A 20820-nucleotide genomic window follows, 5' to 3' on the forward strand; every position below is an offset into this window, starting at 1 on the left:
TTCCAGCGTTGAGCGCCTTGCCGGGACGGGCAACCCGAAACCGGTTCACCTGACATTCACTCAGAGTGATGAACCTGCGGGCCGGTCACCCAGCGCACACCCAACCCATCACCAGCAGTGATCGATGGCATCGGATTCATCTGTTGGACGGATGATGCGGGCGGTCGGAGGATGGACGCATGACGACGACGAACACCGCGCGTGAGCTTGCCGAGACCTACTTCTCCGCCTGGGAGGCGGGCGACTTCGACACCCTGCGCGGGCTGCTGGCCGAGGACGTCGACTTCGTCGGGCCGCTGGGCACGGCCTCGGGAGCGGAAGAGGCACTGGCCGGGCTGAAGGGCCTCGGGCAGGTGCTGGAGAAGATCGACGTGAAGGTCCGGGTGGCCGAGGGCGACGAGGTGATCACCTGGTTCCAGCTGTGCACCAGCATCGCCCCGCCGGCGCCGACGGCGAACTGGATGCACGTCGAGAACGGACGGATCACCCGGATCCGGGTGACCTTCGACCCGCGCGGCCTGCTGTCCGGGTTCGGACAGCAGGCCTGACGCGGGGCCGTACGGGCGGTGCGGACCGGTCAGCCGCCGGAGCGGATCGGCTCGCCCGTCCGGTGCATGTGGGCGAAGGCCTCCCGGTAGGAGCGGAACAGGCCCGTCTCGCAGTACGGGACGCCCTTCTCCGCGCAGAACTCCCGGGTGATCTCGGCCGCCCGGCGCAGCGCCGGGGTCGGCATGCTGGGGAAGAGGTGGTGCTCCACCTGGTAGTTGAGGCCGCCCATCAGCGAGTCGATGGCCGGCCCGCCGCGGACGTTGCGCGAGGTGAGCACCTGGCGGCGCAGGAAGTCGAGTTCCATGTCCGGGGTCACCATCATCATGCCCTTGTGGTTCGGGGCGAAGACGCAGCCCAGGTAGACGCCGAACAGCGCCTGGTGCACGGCGATGAAGACGAACGCCTTGCCGACGGGGAGGGCGGCGAACACCAGGCCGAAGTAGGCCACGAAGTGGACGACCAGCAGGACGCCCTCCAGCACCGGGCGCTTCATCATCGGACTGCGCAGCGCGCGGAAGCTGTTGTAGCTGAGGTTGAGGCCCTCCAGCGTGAGCAGCGGGAGGAACAGGAACGCCTGCCGGGCGCCGATGAACCGGGCGACGCCGCTCGCCTGCCGGGCCTGCCGCTGGGACCACACCAGGAGCTCGGGGGCGACGTCCGGATCCCGCTCCTCGTGGTTGGGGTTGGCGTGGTGGCGGGTGTGCTTGTTCATCCACCAGCCGTAGCTCATGCCCATCAGCAGGTTGGCGGTGATCCGGCCGCCGACCTCGCTCGGCAGTTTCCGGTCGAAGACCTGGCGGTGCGCCAAGTCATGGGTGAGCAAGCCCATCTGGGCGAAGACGACGGACATCGCGACGGCCAGACCGAGCTGCCACCAGGTGTCGCCGAGCGCGAACAGGGCGTACCAGCCGCCGAGGAAGGCGGCGAGCACCAGGCCCGCGCGGACGGCGTAGTAGCCGTGGCGCCGGTCGAGCAGGCCTTCGGCGGTGATCCGGCGGGTCAACTGGGCGAAGTCGCTGCCGCCGCTCCCCGACCGGGGGCCGGGGGCCTCGGTCGCATCGGGCGTCATCACGGGCTGCGTGGGCATACTCCGAGTCTGTTGCGCCCGCCGGGACTTCGGAACGGGGAAAACTACCCTCCCATAGGGGGTGTTAACCCCATTATCAGGAGGGGCGTCAGCTGGTATTTGACGTCACGTCAACCCCGCGTCGGCGGCACCGCTCGGGCTACTTCATCCACAAGTAACCGCACCACCCGGACAACACCGGGCCGACCTCCCCTCGTCGGGGGCCGACCCGGTCCGGTGCTCAGCCCCGCTGGGGCGGGCGGCGACGCAGGGCGAGCAGCAGCAGGACCACCGCCGACAGCACGGCGGACAGCCGCAGCACGTTCGGGGCCGCCGACCAGCTGATCTGCCCCAGCGGGGAGCCCGACTGGAGCCCGCCGCCCTGGCCCCCCGACTGCTTGGCCCGCTGCATGGAGAGCAGGGTGGTGGCACTCATCGTGACCAGCGGGATGCCGAGGATCACGAACTTGCGCATCAGATCGGAGATCTGACGGGACAGGTAGCCCAGGCCCCAGCCGGCCAGCATGGCCGGGAAGAAGCCGGTGGCCGCGCCGCCGACCAGCAGGGCGCAGGAGAGCAGGATCAGCGGGGACGGTTTACGGGCGGGCGCGTCCTTCTCCCCGCCCTTGCCCTTGCCCCTGGCCTTGCCCTTGGCGCCCTTCCCCGCAGGGGCCTGCGGCGGCGCCGTCGGAGCCGGCCGCGGCGCGAACAGGCCCCGGCGCGGCTTCTTCACCGGTTCCGGCTCCGGCACGGGTACGGGCGCGGCCTCGGCCTCCTCGGCGGTGCGCTGCTCGGGGATCGGCTTCGGCGCGGGCTGCGGCCCGTCCGAGAAGTCGAAGAGCGTCATCGTCCACGGACCGGTGCTCTGCACCGTCGGCGGCGGGATCGCGTCCGCCCGCTCCTCCACGGCGGCCAGGTCCGGCAGGTCCAGCGACACGGCCGGGAAGCCCGCGGTGCTCGGCGCCGGCGGGTCGTACACGCTGTCCGGGTCCAGGGCCTGCTCCGGGGCCTGCTCAGGCGCCGGCGGGACCTCCGGACCGGACGAGGCCTCCGGAACGGACGGGACGTCCGCGGCGCCGCCGGCCGCGCGCTCGCTCCACGGCCCGCTCTTGCGCCACCACTCGCCGTCCGTCATCACCGACCACCCCGCCTCGCCCGGCTCGCCATTCGGAACGCGGCCACCCACGGAGCCGCCCTCGGCGTGACGCTACCCACCCCGCCCCCGCCCACGCGAGTCCGTCGGCGGGCGCGGCGCCGCGGCGGTGCGGCGGCGGCCGCAGGACACCCCGCCGCCCCGCGCCCGACTAACCTAGGTCGAATGACCACACAGCAGGGCCCCCAACGCCGGGGCAGGTCCGCCACCGGCCCGCGCACCCTCGCCGAGGAGCTGCGCGCCCGCCCCGACGACGCGCTCGCCGCCCTGCTCCGCGCCCGCCCCGACCTGCTGAACCCCGTCCCCGGCGACCTCACCCAGCTGTCCGCCCGGCTCTCCTCGCGGGCCTCCGCGCTGCGCGCCCTGGAGCGGCTCGACCGGTTCACCCTCCAGGTCGCCGAGGCGCTCGCGGCCGCCCCGGACGGCGCCTCGCTGGCCACCGTCCGCACCCTGCTGACCGGCCCGGCGAAGGTCAAGCCGCACCCCGGCGCCACCCCGCTCACCCCGGCCGACCGGTCCGCCGTCGCCTCCGCGCTGCCCCGGGCGATCGCCACCCTGCGCGACCGGGCGCTGCTCTGGGGCCCGGACAACGGCCTGCGGCTGATCCTCGCCGTCCGCGAGGCGCTCGCCCCGACCGCCACCAACCCGGGCCGCACCGGCCTCGGCCCCACCCTCTCCGACGCCACCGTCGGCATGTCCCCGGCCCGGTTGCAGCAACTGCTCGCCTCCGCCGGGCAGCCCCCCACCCCGGACCCGGTCAGCGCCGTCGCCGCGCTCACCGGGCTGCTCACCGACCGGGCCCGCTGCGCCGCGCTGCTCGACACCGCGCCCGAGGCCGCGCTGCGGCTGCTGGACCGGCTGGTCTGGGGCCCGCCCACCGGCACCGTGCCGGACGCCGCCCGCCCGGTCACCGCCGAAGACGCCCAGAGCCCGGTCGAGTGGCTGCTCGCCCGCGGCCTGCTGCTGCCCTCCAGCCCCGGCAGCGTCGTCCTGCCCCGCGAACTCGCCCTGCACCTGCGCGGCGGCCGCACCCACCGCACCGTCGAACCGGTCCAGCCCGAGCCCGCGCCCGCCGCCGCCCCGCGCGACCCCCAGGTGGTCGACAGCGCCGCGGCCGGCCAGGCCCACACCGCGGTCAAGACCGTCGAAGAGCTGCTGGACGGCTGGGGCCTCACCCCGCCGCTGACCCTGCGGGCCGGCGGCCTCGGCGTGCGCGACCTCAAGCGCACCGCCCAGGCCCTGGAGACCACCGAGCAGCAGACCGCTTTCTGGCTCGAACTCGCCTACACCGCCGGGCTGCTGGCCCCCGACGGCGAGGTGGACGAACGCTGGGCGCCCACCCCCGGATACGACACCTGGCTGCACCTGGACACCGCCGAACGCTGGTCCGTCCTCGCCGCCGCCTGGCTCGCCGCCACCCGCGTCCCCGCCCTCACCGGCACCCCCGACGGACGGGGCAAGCCGCGCGCCGCCCTCGGCCCCGAACTCGACCGCACCCTCGCCCCGTCCGTCCGCCGCGCCGCCCTCGCCCTGCTCGCCGAACTCCCGCCCGGCACCCCGGCCACCGCCGAGGACCTGCTCCCCACCCTGCGCTGGCAGCGCCCGCTGCGCGGCGGCCCCACCGGCCCGGACGGCCGCGAGCTGCGCGACGACCTCACCGCCTGGACCCTCGACGAGGCCGAACTCCTCGGCATCACCGGCCGCGGCGCCCTGGCCGCCCCCGCCCGGGCCCTGCTCACCGCCGAGTCCGACCCGGCCGAGGTGCTCGCCCCGCTGCTCCCCCAGCCGCTGGACCACGTGATCCTCCAGCCCGACCTCACCGCGATCGCCCCCGGCCCGCTGCTCACCCCGCTCGCCCAGGCCCTCGCCCTGTGCGCCGACATCGAGTCCAAGGGCGGCGCCACCGTCTACCGCTTCACCCCGGCCTCGGTGCGCCGCGCCCTCGACGCCGGCCGCACCGCCGCCGACCTGCGCGCCTTCCTGGAACAGCACAGCCGTACGCCCGTCCCCCAGCCGCTCGGCTACCTGATCGACGACGTCGCCCGCCGGCACGGCATCCTGCGCGTCGGCGCGGCCTCCTCCTACCTGCGCTGCGACGACCCCTCCCTGCTGGGCGAAGTGCTCGCCGACCGCCGCTCCGCCGACCTGCGGCTACGGCTGCTCGCCCCCACCGTCCTCGCCTCCCAGGCCGCCCCGGACGTCCTGCTCGCCGCCCTGCGCACCATGGGCTACGCCCCGGCCGCCGAATCCGCCGAGGGCGACGTGCTGATCACCCGCCCGGACAGCCACCGCACCCCGCCCCGCGCCGCGCCCGTCCCCGTCCCCGACGGCCCGCCCGCACCCGACGACACCCTGCTCGCCGCCGCCATCAAGGCCATCCGGGCCGGCGACCGCGCCGCCACCGCCAACCGCCGCGAGCCCACCCCCGACCCCCGCCACCTCCCCCGCACCGCCGCCGCCGAGACCCTGGCCGCCCTGCAGACCGCCGTCCTGCTCGGCGAGCGGATGTGGATCGGCTACCTCAACGCCGAGGGCATCGCCAGCCAGCGCATCATCGACCCGGTCAAGGTCGAAGGCGGCTTCGTCACCGCCTTCGACCACCATGCCGACGAACTCCGCACCTTCGCCCTGCACCGCATCACCGGCGTCGCGGAACTCGACGAATAGTCCCGCGGGGGCCTCAGTGCCCCTGCGGCTGCTGCGCCTCCTTCATCTTGTCCTGGATGACCTTGTCCGCCACGCTGCCGATCTGCGACTGCCCGATCGGCATCGACCCCCCGGTCGCGGTCTCCGCGATCAGGAACCCGGGCGCCGCGAGCAGGCCGCCGGGCCCCTCGCCGATGCCCGCGAGGGCGTGGGCCGAACCGGCCGAGGAGGCGGTGGCCGCGAAGGCCGAGCCCATCAGGGCGAGGGCGGTGAGAACACGCTTCGACTTCTTCATGGCCAGCTCAACGAGCCAGCCCACACCCTGGTCACTCGAAGCCTCCGACGGACCGCTCCCGAGCACCACCCGCGATGCGCGACACTGGAGGGTCTGCGTCAATCCACCCTGTCAGCCAGTGGAGGGCTCCCCCGCGTGAACGACGGACCGCTCATCGTCCAGAGCGACAAAACTCTTCTCCTGGAGATCGACCACCCCAAGGCCGCCGACTGCCGTCGGGCCATCGCGCCGTTCGCCGAGTTGGAGCGGGCGCCCGAGCACGTGCACACGTACCGGGTGACGCCGCTCGGGCTGTGGAACGCGCGGGCCGCCGGGCACGACGCCGAGCAGGTGGTGGACGCCCTGGTGACGTACTCGCGCTACCCGGTGCCGCACGCGCTGCTGGTGGACGTGGCGGACACCATGGGCCGGTACGGGCGGCTCCAGCTGCTCAAGCACCCGACCCACGGGCTGGTGCTCACCACCACCGACCGGCCGGTGCTGGAGGAGGTGCTGCGCTCCAAGAAGATCGTCCCGCTGGTCGGCGCCCGGGTCGACCCGGACACCGTGGTGGTGCACCCCTCCGAGCGCGGGCAGATCAAGCAGGTGCTGCTCAAACTCGGCTGGCCCGCCGAGGACTTCGCCGGGTACGTGGACGGCGAGGCGCACCCGATCGACCTGGCCGAGGACGGCTGGCAGCTGCGCCCGTACCAGGCCCAGGCCGTCGAGGGCTTCTGGCACGGCGGCTCGGGCGTGGTCGTGCTGCCCTGCGGCGCCGGCAAGACGCTGGTCGGCGCGGCCGCGATGGCGCACGCCAAGTCGACCACGCTGATCCTGGTCACCAACACCGTCTCGGCCCGCCAGTGGAAGCACGAGCTGGTCAAGCGCACCACGCTGACCGAGGACGAGATCGGCGAGTACAGCGGGACGAGGAAGGAGATCCGCCCGGTCACCATCGCCACCTACCAGGTGATGACGACCAAGCGGAAGGGCGTCTACGCCCACCTGGAGCTGTTCGACGCCCGCAACTGGGGCCTGGTGGTCTACGACGAGGTGCACCTGCTGCCCGCGCCGGTGTTCAAGTTCACCGCCGACCTCCAGGCCCGCCGCCGGCTCGGCCTGACCGCGACGCTGGTGCGCGAGGACGGCCGCGAGGGCGACGTGTTCAGCCTGATCGGCCCCAAGCGCTTCGACGCGCCGTGGAAGGAGATCGAGGCCCAGGGCTACATCGCGCCCGCCGACTGCTGCGAGGTGCGGGTCACCCTGACCGACTCCGAGCGGCTCGCCTACGCGACCGCCGAGCCGGAGGAGCGCTACCGCTTCTGCGCCACCACGGCGACCAAGCGGCGGGTGGTGGAGGCGCTGGTCAAGAAGCACGAGAAGGACCAGACGCTGATCATCGGCCAGTACATCGACCAGCTGGACGAGCTCGGCGAGGCCCTGGACGCCCCGGTGATCAAGGGCGAGACCAGCAACGCCCAGCGCGAGAAGCTCTTCGACGCCTTCCGGAACAAGGAGATCAGCGTCCTGGTGGTCTCCAAGGTGGCGAACTTCTCGATCGACCTGCCCGAGGCCACGGTCGCCATCCAGGTCTCCGGGACCTTCGGCTCCCGCCAGGAGGAGGCCCAGCGCCTCGGCCGGGTGCTGCGCCCCAAGGCGGACGGCCACGCGGCGCACTTCTACTCGGTGGTCGCCCGGGACACCGTGGACCAGGACTTCGCCGCCCACCGGCAGCGCTTCCTGGCCGAGCAGGGCTACGCGTACCGGATCATCGACGCGGACGACGTGCTGTAAGACGACGTGCTGCAGGACGACGTGCTGTAGGACGACGTGCTGTAGGACGACGTGCTGTAGGACGACACGGCCCGGAAGGCCTCAGTACCGGACACCGTCGCGCCCGAGGAAGATCACGCGCGCGGCGGTGTCCAGGGCGATCCCGACGTTGCGGACGGCGGTGCTCAGCGGGTTGCGGTGGCGCCCGGAGACGGCGGTGGCGCCGGACGGGCCGGATCGGGGGGTGCGGTTCGTGGTGCTCATATGTCAACGGTAGGCACCCGGACGGCCCCCGGCATCACTCCAAAGGCCGTATCCGCAGGTGCGGGGGTCGTCCTCCCGGTGTACGGGGGACCCCGGGGCGGGGGTAGGGCGAACCCCGAGACCCGAACGGCTGGAACCCCGGGACGGACGGGTCTAAGATCGTCCGTCTGCCCCTCCCGCACCGTGGTACCTGCTGAAGTCCCGCAGGCAGCCGGGGGAGGTGCCGGCCGGTCGGCAACCGGTCGGACGTACCCACCGTGAGCTCCTACGATCCGCTGCGCCCACCACCGGGGCAGCCGGGAAGGTTCGCTGTGCCCGCCACCTCCACCACCGACCCCCTCCAGCGCGAACGCGACCACCTGGCCGCCTCCCGGGCCGCGCTGCGCGCCATGCGCGCCGACGTCGAGTCACTGGACATCCGCGACGTGACCGGCTCCTGGGTCACCACCGTCATCCTCCAGAACCAGATCGAGGCCAGGATCGCCGCTCTGGCCGACCTCTCGCACACCCCGCTGTTCTTCGGCCGCCTCGACTACCTGCACGCGATCAGCGAGGAGCTGTCCGAGGGCAGCGGCGGGGAGAGCTTCTACATCGGCCGCCGGCACGTCCACGACGCCGACGGCGACCCGATGGTGATCGACTGGCGCGCGCCGGTCTCCCAGCCGTTCTACCGGGCCAGCCGCACCGAGCCGATGGACGTCGAGCGCCGCCGCCGCTTCGGCTACACCGGCGGCGAACTCACCGCGTACGAGGACGAGCACCTCACCGACCCGGCCGAGACCGAGCAGGCCTCCGCCCTGTTGGCCGCCGAGATCGAGAAGCCCCGCGTCGGCCCGATGCGCGACATCGTCGCCACCATCCAGCCCGAGCAGGACGAGATCGTCCGCGCCGATGTCACGGGCACCATCTGCGTCCAGGGGGCGCCGGGCACCGGGAAGACGGCGGTCGGCCTGCACCGTGTCGCCTACCTGCTGTACGCGCACCGCGAGCGCCTGGCCCGTACCGGCACGCTGGTCATCGGGCCGAACAACGCCTTCCTCTCGTACATCGAGCAGGTGCTCCCGGCCCTCGGCGAGCTGGAGGTCGCCCAGGCCACCGTCCAGCAGCTGGTCGGGCACGTCGAGGTGCGGGGCGAGGACAGCCCGCAGGCGGCCCGGCTGAAGGGCGACGCCCGGATGGCCGAGGTGCTGCGCCGGGCGGTGCGGTCGGGCATCACGCTGCCCACCGAGCCCTGCGTGGTGGTCCGCGGCTCCCGCCGCTGGCGCGTTCCGGCGTACGAACTGACCGAGATCATCGAGGAGTTGAAGGGCCGCGAGGTCCGCTACGGCGCCGCCAGGGACGCCCTGCCGCAGCGCATCGCGCACGCCGTGCTGCTGAAGATGGAGCAGGGCGGCGAGGCCCCGGACGACCGGGTGCAGGACGCGGTGGCCCGCAACACCGCGGTCAAGGCGGTGGTCAAGGAGTGCTGGCCGCCCGTCGACCCGGCGAAGCTGGTCCTGCGACTGCTCTCCGATCCGGCGTTCCTGGCCGAGTGCGCCGAGGGCGTGCTCACCGCCGAGGAGCAGCAGGCGGTGCTGTGGCCCAAGCCAGGCCGCTCGGTGAAGACGGCCCGCTGGACGGCGGCCGACGCCGTCCTGGTGGACGAGGCGACCGACCTGGTGCAGCGCACGCCCTCGCTCGGGCACGTGGTGCTGGACGAGGCCCAGGACCTCTCCCCGATGCAGTACCGCGCGGTCGGCCGCCGCTGCACCACCGGCTCGGCGACCGTCCTCGGCGACCTCGCCCAGGGCACCACCCCGTGGGCCACGGCGAGTTGGCCGGAGGCGCTGCACCACCTGGGCAAGCCGGAGGCGCACATCGAGGAGCTGACCAAGGGCTTCCGGGTGCCGGAGGAGGTCATCGCCTACGCCTCCCGGCTGCTCCCGGCGATCGCCCCGGGCCTGGCCCCGGCCTCCTCGGTCCGCGAGATGCCCGGCTCGCTGACTGTTCGTCAGATCGCCGAGGGGGACGGCACGGAGGCGGTCCTGGACGCCTGCCGGGAGGCGCTGGAGCACGAGGGCTCGACCGGCCTGATCGCCGCCGACGCCCGGATTCCGGGGCTCTCCGAGGCGCTGACGGCGGCCGGCCTGCCGCACCTCTCCCCCGGCACCGAGACCAGCGCCGAGGCCCGGCTCACCCTCGTCCCGGCCTCGCTGGCCAAGGGTCTGGAGTACGACTACGTGGTGCTGGACGAGCCGGCCGCGGTGATCGCCGGCGAGCCGGACGAGCGGACCGGCCTGCGGCGGCTGTACGTGGCGCTGACCCGTGCCGTCTCCGGGCTGACGGTGCTGCACGCCGAGCCGCTGCCCGAGCAGTTGCGGTAGTACGAGGAAGGGCCGGCCCATCGGACCGGCCCTTCCGGGCGGGGCGTCAGCCGTCGATCAGCGCCCGCCACTCGGCGACCTTGGCCGGGTCCACCGCCGTCCGCCAGCCGTCGGCCCGCACCGCGCCGCCGACGTGGAAGGCGTCGAAGCCCTCCGCCCGCAGCTCCTTCAGGTGCTCGGCGCGCAGGCCGCCGCCGATCAGGATCCGCTGCCGGTAGCCGGGTTCGCCGGCCCGGGCCAGCTCGGCCGACAGCACCTTCCGCCCGGCGTCCACCCCGGCGGCCGTGCCGGAGGTGAGGAAGGTGTCCAGGCCGGGCAGTTCGCCGACGGCGGCCCGCAGCGCGGCCCGGTCGGCACTGTGGTCGATCGCCCGGTGGAAGGTCCAGCGGCAGCCGGCGATCGCCTCGGCGACGGTCGTGGTGGCGGCCAGGTCGACGGCGCCCTCGGCGTCGAGGAAGCCGAGGACGAACTCCTCGGCCCCCTCGGCCCGCAGTGCGGCGGCCCGGGCGCACAGCTCGTCCACGTCGCCGGGGGCGAAGCCGTCCCGGATCCGCAGCATGACCCGCAGCGGGAGGCCGACGGCGGCCCGGATCCGGCCGAAGTCCTCGACGGACGGGGTGAGCCCGTCGGCGGCCATGTCGGTGACCAGTTCGAGCCGGTCGGCGCCGCCCGACTCGGCGGCCTGGGCGTCCTGGGGCGTCAGCGCGATGACTTCGAAAATTGGTCTAGACATATTCGACAGCCTGCCACATCCGTCCACCCCCGGCGACCCCCGGTGATCCGTTCCGGTCACCGGGGATCGGACCGCCCCGCCGGGGATCACGCCCGTCCCACCGGGGATCGGACCGCCCCACCGGGGATCAGGCCGCCCCGCCGGGGATCAGGCCGTCAGCCGCCCGCCCGGCCCCTTGCGCCGGGCCACCAGGACCAGCGCGACGGCCGCCGCCACCGTCGCCACGGCCATCGGCAGCAGCTTCCAGACCCCGCCCTCCTGCTGCCAGAGCCCGTGCAGGTTGACGCTGAAGGTCCACGGCAGCGCCGCCAGGCCCGCGACGGCCACCGGGTAGCGGTCGCGCACCACGGCCAGCGCCATCAGCAGCGGCACGGCGATCATCAGCGCCCGCCACAGCGGGTCCAGCTCGTACCAGCTGGTGTAGACGTTGTCGGTGAACGCCGCGAGCGGGGCCAGCACCGCCGCCGCCAGCAGCAGGGCCCGCTCCCGCCAGGTCGGCACCGGCAGTACGTCCTTCGGCGCGGCCAGCAGCACCAGGGCCCAGAGCACGAACGGGCCGTCCCACTGGAAGGCGTAGAGGAAGTCCCAGAGCGGCTGGGGGGCGCCCGGAGCGCTCGCCACCACCGCGAGGTCCACCACGGCCGCCAGGGCCGACACCACCGCCAGCAGCTTCGCGGCCGTCCACCGCCCGGCCAGCGCCGCGCCGGCGGCGAGCACCGCCGCCACCAGCAGCGCCCAGTGCGGCAGCAGGTACCGCAGCCCCGACCCCTCGTCCGAGGCGCCGGACGTGAGGTAGCCCAGCAGCACCTGCCCCATAGCCAGCCCGCCGGCCGCCCCGGCCACCAGTGGCGCGGCCAGCGTCGCCAGCCGCCCGCCCCGGGACGTCGAGGTCAGCCCGGTCCGCATCCGCAGCCCGTACGCGCCCAGGTCGAACAGCTCCCGGACCTTGTCGACCGGGCCCACGCCGTCCGTGGTGTCGGCGAAGACGACGATCAGCTCGTCGCCCCGCTCGCGGCGGTAGCGGCCCGGGTAGAGCGCCAGCGCGGTCCGCACCGCGACGGTCGCATCACTCATGCGAAGGCCCCCCTGACCCTCGGCCTGGCAACGGAGACGGACAGCCGGCGCTCGGCCTCGGTGGCGACGGCCCGCAGCCGCTCCGCCTCGGCGGCCAGCGCGCCCCGGCCGGCGTCGGTCAGCGCGTAGCTGCGCCGGGCCCGGCCGTCGACCACCTCCTCGGCGGCGACCTCGATCAGGCCCTGCTGAAGCAGCCGGTCGAGCGCCCCGTAGAGCGTTCCGGTGCGCATCTTGACCCGGCCGTCGGAGATCGCGGAGACCTCTTGGATGAGCGCGTAGCCGTGCCGCGGGGCATCGGCCAGCGCGGTGAGCAGCAGCAGCGTGGGCTCCTGCATGGCACGTTCAGTCATGCGTCTACATATATCGCCGACCGGCACATCCCGTCCATCGGAACCGGACCGCCCGCCGGAACCCGGACCGCCCGCCGGAACCGCCCGACAGAATGGGCCGCATGGCCACCGCACCCGAAGACCTGCTCACCGCCTGGACCGCCCTGCTGCACCGCTGCGGAGCGACCACCGACCCGGAGCCGTACGGCCGGGAGCTGCTGCGCCGCTGGTCGGAGCCACAGCGCCGCTACCACTCCGTCGCGCACCTGCGCGCGGTGCTGGGCCACGTCGACGAGCTGGCCGGGCACGCCGCCGACCCGGACACCGTCCGCCTCGCCGCCTGGTTCCACGACGCCGTCTACCGCCCCGACCGCACCGAGAACGAGGAGCGCAGCGCCGCCCTGGCCGTCCGCGCCCTGACCGCCGCCGGCCTGCCCGCCGAGCGGGTCACCGAGGTCGAGCGCCTGGTGCTGCTCACCGTCGACCACGACCCGGCCCCCGGCGACCGCGACGGCGAGGTGCTCTGCGACGCGGACCTCGCCGTCCTCGGCGGCACCCCCGAGGCGTACGCGGCGTACGCGGCCGCCGTCCGCGAGGAGTACGGCTTCGTCCCCGAGCCGGACTTCCGGGCCGGACGGACCGCCGTGCTGCGCCACTTGCTCGCGCTGCCCGCGCTCTACCGCAGCCCGGCCGCCCGGGAGCGCTTCACCGGGGCCGCCCGGACCAACCTGACGGCCGAACTCGACACCCTCTGAAGACCCGTACGCCGGTCAGCCCCAGCGCGACCTCAGCCGGTCCCCGGCGGCCAGTCCCCCCGTCACCGAGAAGACCCGCCCCATGACGGCCCACCAGGCGTCCTGGTCGCCGCCCAGCAGCTCGACCACGGCCCACCACAGGGCGATCCCGCAGCAGGCCCCCACCACACCCCAGAACCAGTGCTCGATCGGGCGCCCCGCGGGGCCCCTCGCACCACGCCTCGTTCCCCGTCCCATACGGCGCACCGTACACAGGGGCTAGGACAGCTCCCCCACCGGTGCCACCACGACGCCCCGCTTGCCGCACACCCAGTGCGGCTCCGGGCCCAGCTCGGGCTCCACGCCCAGCGCGTGCGGGTCCCCGTCGGCCGCGCAGTCGGTGCACAGCGGCCAGCGCCCGTACGCCTCCAGCAGCGCGTCCTGGACGTCCTGGGCGACCAGCCCCAGCACGTACTCGGTGCCGTCCGGCCACTGCTCCAGCCACCAGCGGCGGTGCGTCACCGCCTGCTCCACCAACGAGACGACGGCGGCGTCCGCCACGTCCCGCGCGGTGAGGTCGGCCAGGATCAGTGCCCGCGCGTTGTGCAGGGCGGTCTCGATGTCGTCGGAAGCCATCCCCCCATTGTCCGGCACAACGCCGCGTGGGCGGCTCCCCGAAGGGAACCGCCCACGCGGACGAGAACCAGCCGATCCGATCGAAACGATCAGGATCAGAAGTCCATGTCACCGCCCGGCATGCCGCCGCCGGCGGCCGCGGCGGCCTTCTCCGGCTTGTCGGCGATGACGGCCTCGGTGGTCAGGAACAGCGCCGCGATGGAGGCGGCGTTCTGCAGCGCCGAGCGGGTGACCTTGGCCGGGTCGATGATGCCCTCGGCGACCAGGTCGACGTACTCGTTGGTGGCGGCGTTCAGGCCGTGACCGGCGGGGAGGTTGCGCACCTTCTCCACCACGACGCCACCCTCCAGGCCGGCGTTGGTCGCGATCTGCTTGATCGGGGCCTCCAGCGCGACCTTGACGATGTTGGCACCGGTGGCCTCGTCGCCGTCCAGCTCCAGCTTGTCGAAGGCGACACCGGCCTGCAGCAGCGCGACGCCACCACCGGCGACGATGCCCTCCTCGACGGCGGCCTTGGCGTTGCGGACGGCGTCCTCGATGCGGTGCTTGCGCTCCTTGAGCTCCACCTCGGTGGCCGCGCCGGCCTTGATGACGGCCACGCCGCCGGCCAGCTTGGCGAGGCGCTCCTGGAGCTTCTCGCGGTCGTAGTCCGAGTCGCTGTTCTCGATCTCGGCGCGGATCTGGTTCACGCGGCCCGCGACCTGCTCGCTGTCGCCGCCACCGTCGACGATCGTGGTCTCGTCCTTGGTGATGACGACCTTGCGGGCGGTGCCCAGCAGGTCGATGCCGGCGCTCTCCAGCTTGAGGCCGACCTCCTCGGAGATCACGGTGCCACCGGTGAGGATGGCGATGTCGCCGAGCATGGCCTTGCGGCGGTCACCGAAGCCCGGGGCCTTGACGGCGACGGACTTGAAGGTGCCACGGATCTTGTTCACGACCAGGGTCGACAGGGCCTCGCCCTCGACGTCCTCGGCGATGATGACCAGCGGCTTGCCGCTCTGCATGACCTTCTCCAGCAGCGGGAGCAGGTCCTTGACCGAGCCGATCTTGGAGTTGGCGATGAGGATGTACGGGTCCTCGAAGGTCGCCTCCATGCGCTCCAGGTCGGTGGCGAAGTAGGCGGAGATGTAGCCCTTGTCGAAGCGCATGCCCTCGGTGAGCTCAAGCTCCAGGCCGAAGGTGTTGCTCTCCTCGACGGTGATGACGCCTTCCTTGCCGACCTTGTCCATGGCCTCGGCGATCAGCTCGCCGATCTGGGTGTCAGCGGCGGAGATGGAGGCGGTGGAGGCGATCTGCTCCTTGGTCTCCACGTCCTTGGCCTGGGCCAGCAGCTGGTCCGAGACGGCGGCGACGGCCTTCTCGATACCGCGCTTCAGGGCCATCGGGTTGGCGCCGGCGGCGACGTTGCGCAGACCCTCGCGAACCAGGGCCTGGGCGAGCACGGTGGCGGTGGTGGTGCCGTCACCCGCGACGTCGTCCGTCTTCTTGGCGACCTCCTTGACGAGCTCCGCACCGATCTTCTCGTACGGGTCCTCCAGCTCGATCTCCTTGGCGATGGAGACACCGTCGTTGGTGATCGTGGGGGCGCCCCACTTCTTCTCCAGCACGACGTTGCGGCCCTTGGGGCCGAGCGTGACCTTCACCGCGTCGGCGAGCTGGTTCATGCCACGCTCAAGGCCGCGGCGAGCTTCCTCATCAAAGGCGATGATCTTGGCCATCAGAAGTGGTCCTCCGGGACACGGTCGACTGCTCGGACCAAGGGGTGCCCGCGACGGACGGCCCTGGTGCGCGGAGGTCCATTCCCTGCCGCTCCCGGGGGCCTCACCGACCCGGTCCGCTGTCACTCTCACACTGTGAGTGCTAACGCCAATGATTAGCACTCACGGTGGTCGAGTGCAAGCCCCACCGACGATCCGCGAGCCGCCGCCGGAGCCCTCCGGGAACGCCGTCGAGGCCGTCGGGGAACGCCGACGGGCCCGCACGACACGAGTCGTCCGGGCCCGTCGAGAAGCGAGTTGGTCACCAGCCGTGGGGCCGCGCCGAGCTCCTGGGGTCGGAAGGGGTCAGACCGCCGCGCGGACCATGTCCGCCTGCGGGCCCTTCTGTCCCTGAGAGATCTCGAACTCGACCCGCTGGCCCTCCTCGAGGGTGCGGTAGCCGTCCATCTGGATCGCGCTGTAGTGGACGAAGACGTCCGCACCACCGTCGACCGCGATGAAGCCGTAGCCCTTCTCCGCGTTGAACCACTTGACGGTGCCCTGAGCCATTCCGAACTCCCCTAGTGCTGTGCTGGCCCTTCACGGGCCCGCAGGTCGCGGGCCCGGGTTGGTTTGAAGGCCGGCCCGGGGAACCCCCCCTGGGCGCAGCCGTGCACGCCGCAGTCCTCCGCGCAGGACGCCAGGCGGCTTCCGGCGAGCGGGTGATTGCGTCGACCGCCGCTGAATGTATCCGGATCGACGCCCTCTGCAACAGGGCCAGCCGCCGGTAATTCCGCCGGGGTGTCAAGGGACAGTACGGGCCGAATCGGAATGATCTCGGCATTCCGCGCCGGACATAGCGGACGAATTACGCAAATGACCGCAGGAATTCTGACATCGGCCTGACATGTTTCACTCGCCGGTGCCACCGGCCGAACGCCCTGGGGGCGGTGCAGCACGCCCGGAAGAAGCGCGGGCGAAAAGGAAACCATGTTCCCAGTCGAGCGACACTCTACTCCGACTCGACCCGAAAATATTCCCGCCGAAATGCCGACGGCCGTCCGCGCATACGGAGAACGGAATTCCGTACGCACGGACGGCCGCGGGATTCCCGCGACGGACGCGACGGCTCAGCAGCCGCCGGCCACCGCCGGGATGATCGAGACGCCGGCGCCGTCCTTGATCTCGGTCGCCAGGCCCTCGGCGAAGCGCACGTCGTCGTCGTTCACGTAGACGTTCACGAAGCGGCGCAGCTTGCCGGTGTCGTCCAGGATGCGGGCGGAGATGCCCGGGTGGTTCGCCTCCAGGTCGGCGATGACCTCGGCCAGGGTGGCGCCCTCGGCGGTCACCTCGGCGGCGCCGCCGGTGTAGGTGCGCAGGATGGTGGGGATGCGGACGTTGGCGCTCATGACGCTCCTATCGGGTGGTTCGTGAAGTCGTTCAGGCGGAGGCGAGGCCGGCGGCGCGGAAGGCGTCCAGCGTCGGGCGGATGACGGCGGTCATCCCGGAGTCGGAGACGGCGTCCAGGGTCTTCAGGCCGTCGCCGGTGTTGATCGCGACGGTCTCCTTGGCCGGGTCCAGCTGACCGGTCTCGACGAGCTTCTTCAGCACGCCGACGGTCACCCCGCCCGCGGTCTCGGCGAAGATGCCCTCGGTCCGCGCCAGCAGCCGGATCGCCGCCACGACCTCGGCGTCCGTGACGTCCTCCACCGCGCCGCCGGTGCGGCGGGCGATGTCCAGCACGTACGGGCCGTCGGCCGGGTTGCCGATCGCCAGCGACTTGGCGATGGTGTCCGGCTTGACCGGCTTGATCACGTCCCGGCCGGCCTTGAACGCGGCCGACACCGGCGAGCAGCCCTCGGCCTGGGCACCGAAGATCTTGTACGGCCGGTCCTCGACCAGGCCGAGCTTGATCAGCTCCTGGAGGCCCTTGTCGATCTTCGTCAGCTGCGAGCCCGAGGCGATCGGGATGACGATCTGCTCCGGCAGCCGCCAGCCGAGCTGCTCGCAGATCTCGTACGCCAGCGTCTTCGAGCCCTCGCCGTAGTACGGCCGCAGGTTCACGTTGACGAAGCCCCAGCCCTCGCCGGCCGTGTCGCCGATCAGCTCCGAGCAGAAGCGGTTCACGTCGTCGTAGTTGCCCTCGATGCCGACCAGCTCACCGCCGTACACCCCGGCCATCACGACCTTGCCCTGCTCCAGGTCGTGCGGGATGAACACGCAGGACCGGAACCCGGCGCGGGCCGCCGCGGCGCCCACCGCGCCGGCCAGGTTGCCGGTGGAGGAGCAGGACAGCGTGGTGTAGCCGAACGCCCGGGCCGCCTCGATCGCGCAGGCGACCACCCGGTCCTTGAAGGAGTGGGTCGGGTTGCCCGAGTCGTCCTTGATGTGCAGCTGGGCGGTGAACCCGAGCTCCCGGCCCAGGTTGTCGGCCTTCACCAGGGGGGTCCAGCCCGGGTTCAGGTTGGGCTTGGAGGCCACGTCGGCCGGGACGGGCAGCAGCGGCGCGTAGCGCCAGATGGAGGCGGGACCGGCCTCGATCCGCTTGCGCAGCTCCTCGGCGGCCTCGCTGCCGAACTCGTAGGCGATCTCCAGCGGGCCGAAGCACTCCAGGCAGGCGAAGCTGGGACCGAGCGGGAACCGGGTGCCGCACTCCCGACAGGACAGGGCGGCGGCGGGGCCGAGGTCGACGGAAACAGGTGCGGCAGTGTCGCTAGCCATGATGGCGAGGCCTCTCTCCTCATCTTCCCCGCGGCGCGGTCGCGCCACAGGCCGGAATTGGCACCTGTCCCGCCGGGGCCTGTCGAGACAGCCGCGCGAGAAGGTTGCCGGGACGTCAACGGGCCGTTCCCTCAGTCCCTCTGGATGAGCTTGTGAAATTGTGGTGGTGCTCAACGGCGACCCCGACGTGCAAAGGTCCGACCGCTGTACGAAGACTGTATCCGAAGGCGTCAATCCTGAACGGGACCGTCCGCCACGCGAGATGACCCGTTCCACCCGACCCCGCCGAGGAGACTTCCGTGCCCGCCGAACCGACCCCCGAGCTCCTCCCGCAGGCGGCGTCCTGGCTGAGCCGACGCTCCTGGAGCGCGGCCGACCGGCCGGTCGACACCCTCCTCGCGGCCAAGGAGCGCACCGGCCGCACGGTCAGCGTGGTCCTCCCCGCCCTGGACGAGGAGGCCACCGTCGGCGACATCGTCCGCACCATCCGGCGCGAGCTGATGGAGCGCCTCCCACTGGTCGACGAACTCGTCGTGGTGGACTCCGGCTCCACCGACGCCACCGCCGCCGAGGCCGCCGAGGCCGGCGCCCGGGTCGAGCACCGCGACGCCATCCTGCCCCGGCTGCCCGCCGTCCCCGGCAAGGGCGAGGTGCTCTGGCGCTCGCTGCTGGTCACCCACGGCGACATCGTCTGCTTCGTGGACGCCGACCTGCGCGAATTCGACCCGGCCTTCGTCTCCGGCATCGTCGGCCCGCTGCTGACCGACGAGTCGATCCAGCTGGTCAAGGCCATGTACGACCGCCCGCTGGAGTCGGAGGGCGCCGTGCTGCCGGCCGGCGGCGGCCGGGTCACCGAACTCGTCGCCCGCCCGCTGCTGAACCTCCACTGGCCGGAACTCGCCGGTTTCGTCCAGCCCCTCGGCGGCGAGTACGCGGCCCGCCGCTCGCTGCTCGAACGACTGCCCTTCCCCACCGGCTACGGCGTCGAACTCGGCCTCCTGGTCGACGCCCTGGAGCTGGCCGGCCTGGACGCCCTGGCCCAGGTGGACGTCGGCGTCCGGCACCACCGCCACCAGGACGGCCAGGCCCTCGGCCGGATGGCCGCCACCATCTACCGGACCGCCCTCGAACGCCTGGACCGCAGCCACCGCCTCAAGGCCTCCGCCGACCTGGTCCACCCCCAGCTCACCCAGTTCACCCGCGACCCGCTCAGCCGCGCCTTCACCGCCCACACCCACCCGGTCACCGCCCAGGAACGCCCCCCGATGCACACCGTCCCCGAGTACGCCACCCGGCACTGACGGGTTTGCCACGCCGGGGCCCCGGCAACATCCCAACCATGGGCGATCTCACGACCAACCGTTCGAACGCGACCGGCACCGCCCCCGTCCTGGTGGCTTCCAACCGGGGACCGGTGTCCTTCAGTACCGCCGACGACGGCACGCTGACCCTGCGGCGGGGCGGCGGCGGCCTGGTCTCCGGCCTCTCCGCGATCGAGGACCCGAACGCCGTCTGGGTCTGCGCCGCCCTCAACGACTCCGACCGCAGAGCCGCCGCCGAGGCCCCCCACGGCCGCCTCGACCTGGCCGGCCACGAGGTCGGCGGCCAGGCCGTACGGATGCTGGACCTGGACCCGCGGACCTTCGCCCGCGCCTACAACGGCGTCGCCAACTCCACCCTCTGGTTCGTCCACCACCTGCTGTACGCGACGCCCACCGCGCCCGCCTTCGACGCCGACTTCCGCACCGAGTGGGCCGCCTACCGGGCGTACAACGAGGCCTTCGCCGAGGCCCTGGCCGCCGAGGCCGCCCCGGACGCCGCGGTCCTCGTCCAGGACTACCACCTCTCGCTGGCCCCGGCCCTGCTCCGCGCAGCCCGTCCCGACCTGCGGATCGGCCACTTCTCGCACACCCCGTGGGCCCCGCCCGAGTACTACCGGCTGCTGCCCGACGACGTCGCCCGGGCCGTACTCACCGGCATCCTGGGCGCCGACCGGGCCGGCTTCCTCGCCGAGCGCTGGGCCCGCGCCTTCGCCGCCTGCTGCGCGGACGTGCTCGGCGCCACCGTCGACCACGAGGCGCTCACCGTCACCTTCGAGGGCCGCACCACCCGGCTCGGCGTCCACGCCCTCGGCGCCGACGCCGACTTCCTGCGCGAGCGCGCCCACCGTCCCGACGTCGACGAGCGCCTCGCCGCCCTGCGCGCGGCCGTCGGCGAGCGCCGCACCATCGTCCGGGTCGACCGCACCGAGCTCAGCAAGAACATCGTCCGCGGCCTCCAGGCCTACCGGCACCTGCTGCGCACCCGCCCCGAGTGGCACGACCGGGTGGTGCACATCGCCTTCGCCTACCCGTCCCGCACCGACCTGGCCGAGTACCGGAACTACACCGCGCAGGTCCAGGAGCTCGCCGAGGCCATCAACGCCGAGTTCGCCACCCCCACCTGGCAGCCGCTGATCCTGCACGTCGACGACGACTTCCCGCGCTCCCTCGCCGCCTACCGGCTGGCCGACGTCGCCCTGGTCAACCCGATCCGCGACGGCATGAACCTGGTCGCCAAGGAGGTCCCGGTCGTCTCCGACCACGGCTGCGCCCTGGTCCTCTCCCGCGAGGCCGGCGCCCACGCCGAACTCGGGGACGACGCCCTCACCGTCAACCCGTACGACGTCATCGCGACCGCCGACGCCCTGCACGCCGGCCTCGCCATGAGCCGCGAGGAGCGCGCCGACCGGACCAAGCGGCTGGCCGCCGCCGCCACCGCGCTCCCCCCGCAGCAGTGGTTCCTGGACCAGCTCAACGCCCTGTGAGC

The 20820-nt window shown here is 73.0% G+C and carries 20 protein-coding genes and 1 riboswitch; of the genes, 7 read left to right on the forward strand and 13 right to left on the reverse strand.

What is annotated here, in order from left to right; all coding sequences use genetic code 11:
• Positions 1–179 precede the first annotated feature (179 nt).
• Positions 180–548: a nuclear transport factor 2 family protein gene (locus QWJ13_RS23340; RefSeq protein WP_316526843.1), complete on the forward strand. Its 369-nt coding sequence runs from the start codon at positions 180–182 to the stop codon at positions 546–548.
• A gap of 29 nt (positions 549–577) precedes the next feature.
• Here QWJ13_RS23340 and QWJ13_RS23345 read toward each other — a convergent pair whose 3' ends face one another.
• Positions 578–1636, reverse strand: a complete 1059-nt coding sequence (locus QWJ13_RS23345; RefSeq protein WP_316526844.1) for a fatty acid desaturase family protein — start codon at positions 1634–1636, stop codon at positions 578–580.
• A gap of 220 nt (positions 1637–1856) precedes the next feature.
• Positions 1857–2750 carry a hypothetical protein gene (locus QWJ13_RS23350; protein ID WP_316526845.1) on the reverse strand — a complete coding sequence of 298 codons (894 nt, stop codon included), beginning with the start codon at positions 2748–2750 and terminating at the stop codon, positions 1857–1859.
• Between the two features lie 183 nt (positions 2751–2933).
• On the opposite strand from QWJ13_RS23350, the gene QWJ13_RS23355 reads away from it, so the two are divergent.
• Positions 2934–5435, forward strand: a complete 2502-nt coding sequence (locus QWJ13_RS23355; RefSeq protein ID WP_316526846.1) for a helicase-associated domain-containing protein — start codon at positions 2934–2936, stop codon at positions 5433–5435.
• Between the two features lie 13 nt (positions 5436–5448).
• Here the strand turns inward: QWJ13_RS23355 and QWJ13_RS23360 are convergent, their stop codons facing one another.
• Positions 5449–5709, reverse strand: coding sequence for a hypothetical protein (locus QWJ13_RS23360; protein ID WP_316526847.1), 261 nt, complete (start codon positions 5707–5709; stop codon positions 5449–5451).
• A gap of 135 nt (positions 5710–5844) precedes the next feature.
• Between QWJ13_RS23360 and QWJ13_RS23365 the strand changes: the two genes are divergently transcribed.
• Positions 5845–7482, forward strand: coding sequence for a DNA repair helicase XPB (locus tag QWJ13_RS23365; protein WP_316526848.1), 1638 nt, complete (start codon positions 5845–5847; stop codon positions 7480–7482).
• A gap of 81 nt (positions 7483–7563) precedes the next feature.
• On the opposite strand, the gene QWJ13_RS23370 is transcribed toward QWJ13_RS23365, so the two are convergent.
• On the reverse strand, positions 7564–7725 hold the full coding sequence (locus QWJ13_RS23370) for a hypothetical protein (RefSeq protein ID WP_316526849.1): 162 nt from the start codon (positions 7723–7725) through the stop codon (positions 7564–7566).
• Positions 7726–8036: 311 nt separating this feature from the next.
• Here QWJ13_RS23370 and QWJ13_RS23375 point away from each other — a divergent pair, with 311 nt between their 5' ends.
• A complete protein-coding gene (locus tag QWJ13_RS23375; RefSeq protein ID WP_316526851.1) occupies positions 8037–10088 on the forward strand; it encodes a HelD family protein in 2052 nt (683 codons plus the stop codon).
• A 46-nt stretch (positions 10089–10134) separates the two neighbouring features.
• On the opposite strand, the gene QWJ13_RS23380 is transcribed toward QWJ13_RS23375, so the two are convergent.
• The 3 genes from QWJ13_RS23380 to QWJ13_RS23390 all read right to left on the reverse strand — a co-directional run bounded on the left by QWJ13_RS23380 (position 10135) and on the right by QWJ13_RS23390 (position 12245).
• Positions 10135–10821: a copper homeostasis protein CutC gene (locus QWJ13_RS23380; protein ID WP_316526852.1), complete on the reverse strand. Its 687-nt coding sequence runs from the start codon at positions 10819–10821 to the stop codon at positions 10135–10137.
• 147 nt (positions 10822–10968) lie between these two features.
• On the reverse strand, positions 10969–11895 hold the full coding sequence (locus tag QWJ13_RS23385; protein WP_316526853.1) for a hypothetical protein: 927 nt from the start codon (positions 11893–11895) through the stop codon (positions 10969–10971).
• Positions 11892–12245, reverse strand: a complete 354-nt coding sequence (locus tag QWJ13_RS23390) for a PadR family transcriptional regulator (protein ID WP_316526854.1) — start codon at positions 12243–12245, stop codon at positions 11892–11894. Before QWJ13_RS23390 ends, QWJ13_RS23385 begins: the two co-directional genes overlap by 4 nt.
• 101 nt (positions 12246–12346) lie before the next feature.
• Here QWJ13_RS23390 and QWJ13_RS23395 point away from each other — a divergent pair, with 101 nt between their 5' ends.
• Positions 12347–12979 (forward strand): HD domain-containing protein, encoded by a 633-nt coding sequence (locus QWJ13_RS23395; protein WP_316526855.1) that lies wholly within the window; start codon positions 12347–12349, stop codon positions 12977–12979.
• Positions 12980–12994: 15 nt separating this feature from the next.
• Here QWJ13_RS23395 and QWJ13_RS23400 read toward each other — a convergent pair whose 3' ends face one another.
• The 6 genes from QWJ13_RS23400 to thrC form a co-directional block, all read right to left on the reverse strand.
• Positions 12995–13216, reverse strand: a complete 222-nt coding sequence (locus QWJ13_RS23400) for a hypothetical protein (protein ID WP_316526856.1) — start codon at positions 13214–13216, stop codon at positions 12995–12997.
• A gap of 21 nt (positions 13217–13237) precedes the next feature.
• A complete protein-coding gene (locus QWJ13_RS23405) occupies positions 13238–13594 on the reverse strand; it encodes a DUF8819 family protein (protein WP_316526857.1) in 357 nt (118 codons plus the stop codon).
• 95 nt (positions 13595–13689) lie between these two features.
• The gene (groL, locus tag QWJ13_RS23410; RefSeq protein WP_316526858.1) at positions 13690–15312 is read right to left on the reverse strand and encodes a chaperonin GroEL; all 1623 of its coding nucleotides are present in this window, start codon (positions 15310–15312) and stop codon (positions 13690–13692) included.
• 345 nt (positions 15313–15657) lie between these two features.
• Entirely contained in the window at positions 15658–15861 is a 204-nt protein-coding gene (locus tag QWJ13_RS23415) for a cold-shock protein (RefSeq protein WP_030289665.1), read from the reverse strand.
• Positions 15862–16421: 560 nt separating this feature from the next.
• A complete protein-coding gene (locus QWJ13_RS23420) occupies positions 16422–16700 on the reverse strand; it encodes a ubiquitin-like small modifier protein 1 (RefSeq protein ID WP_316526859.1) in 279 nt (92 codons plus the stop codon).
• A 31-nt stretch (positions 16701–16731) separates the two neighbouring features.
• Positions 16732–18012, reverse strand: a complete 1281-nt coding sequence (gene thrC / locus QWJ13_RS23425) for a threonine synthase (protein ID WP_316526860.1) — start codon at positions 18010–18012, stop codon at positions 16732–16734.
• A 16-nt stretch (positions 18013–18028) separates the two neighbouring features.
• A riboswitch (SAM riboswitch) is annotated at positions 18029–18163 on the reverse strand.
• Between the two features lie 148 nt (positions 18164–18311).
• Here thrC and QWJ13_RS23430 point away from each other — a divergent pair.
• Together QWJ13_RS23430 and QWJ13_RS23435 are read left to right on the forward strand one after the other, a co-directional pair.
• The gene (locus QWJ13_RS23430) at positions 18312–19313 is read left to right on the forward strand and encodes a glucosyl-3-phosphoglycerate synthase (protein ID WP_316526861.1); all 1002 of its coding nucleotides are present in this window, start codon (positions 18312–18314) and stop codon (positions 19311–19313) included.
• A 38-nt stretch (positions 19314–19351) separates the two neighbouring features.
• Positions 19352–20818: an alpha,alpha-trehalose-phosphate synthase (UDP-forming) gene (locus tag QWJ13_RS23435; protein ID WP_316526862.1), complete on the forward strand. Its 1467-nt coding sequence runs from the start codon at positions 19352–19354 to the stop codon at positions 20816–20818.
• Positions 20819–20820 lie beyond the last annotated feature (2 nt).

It is taken from the genome of Kitasatospora brasiliensis (assembly GCF_032654805.1).
GTDB classification, from domain to species: domain Bacteria; phylum Actinomycetota; class Actinomycetes; order Streptomycetales; family Streptomycetaceae; genus Kitasatospora; species Kitasatospora brasiliensis.

Excerpts from the sequence above, each read along its gene's own strand:
- QWJ13_RS23380 (WP_316526852.1), bottom strand. The coding sequence starts at position 10,821 with ATGTCTAGACCAATTTTCGAAGTCATCGCGCTGACGCCCCAGGACGCC.
- QWJ13_RS23395 (WP_316526855.1), top strand. The coding sequence starts at position 12,347 with ATGGCCACCGCACCCGAAGACCTGCTCACCGCCTGGACCGCCCTGCTG.
- groL (WP_316526858.1), bottom strand. The coding sequence starts at position 15,312 with ATGGCCAAGATCATCGCCTTTGATGAGGAAGCTCGCCGCGGCCTTGAG.
- QWJ13_RS23400 (WP_316526856.1), bottom strand. The coding sequence starts at position 13,216 with ATGGGACGGGGAACGAGGCGTGGTGCGAGGGGCCCCGCGGGGCGCCCG.
- QWJ13_RS23350 (WP_316526845.1), bottom strand. The coding sequence starts at position 2,750 with ATGACGGACGGCGAGTGGTGGCGCAAGAGCGGGCCGTGGAGCGAGCGC.
- QWJ13_RS23405 (WP_316526857.1), bottom strand. The coding sequence starts at position 13,594 with ATGGCTTCCGACGACATCGAGACCGCCCTGCACAACGCGCGGGCACTG.
- QWJ13_RS23420 (WP_316526859.1), bottom strand. The coding sequence starts at position 16,700 with ATGAGCGCCAACGTCCGCATCCCCACCATCCTGCGCACCTACACCGGC.
- QWJ13_RS23390 (WP_316526854.1), bottom strand. The coding sequence starts at position 12,245 with ATGACTGAACGTGCCATGCAGGAGCCCACGCTGCTGCTGCTCACCGCG.
- QWJ13_RS23345 (WP_316526844.1), bottom strand. The coding sequence starts at position 1,636 with ATGCCCACGCAGCCCGTGATGACGCCCGATGCGACCGAGGCCCCCGGC.
- thrC (WP_316526860.1), bottom strand. The coding sequence starts at position 18,012 with ATGGCTAGCGACACTGCCGCACCTGTTTCCGTCGACCTCGGCCCCGCC.
- QWJ13_RS23340 (WP_316526843.1), top strand. The coding sequence starts at position 180 with ATGACGACGACGAACACCGCGCGTGAGCTTGCCGAGACCTACTTCTCC.
- QWJ13_RS23360 (WP_316526847.1), bottom strand. The coding sequence starts at position 5,709 with ATGAAGAAGTCGAAGCGTGTTCTCACCGCCCTCGCCCTGATGGGCTCG.
- QWJ13_RS23385 (WP_316526853.1), bottom strand. The coding sequence starts at position 11,895 with ATGAGTGATGCGACCGTCGCGGTGCGGACCGCGCTGGCGCTCTACCCG.
- QWJ13_RS23435 (WP_316526862.1), top strand. The coding sequence starts at position 19,352 with ATGGGCGATCTCACGACCAACCGTTCGAACGCGACCGGCACCGCCCCC.
- QWJ13_RS23415 (WP_030289665.1), bottom strand. The coding sequence starts at position 15,861 with ATGGCTCAGGGCACCGTCAAGTGGTTCAACGCGGAGAAGGGCTACGGC.
- QWJ13_RS23355 (WP_316526846.1), top strand. The coding sequence starts at position 2,934 with ATGACCACACAGCAGGGCCCCCAACGCCGGGGCAGGTCCGCCACCGGC.
- QWJ13_RS23370 (WP_316526849.1), bottom strand. The coding sequence starts at position 7,725 with ATGAGCACCACGAACCGCACCCCCCGATCCGGCCCGTCCGGCGCCACC.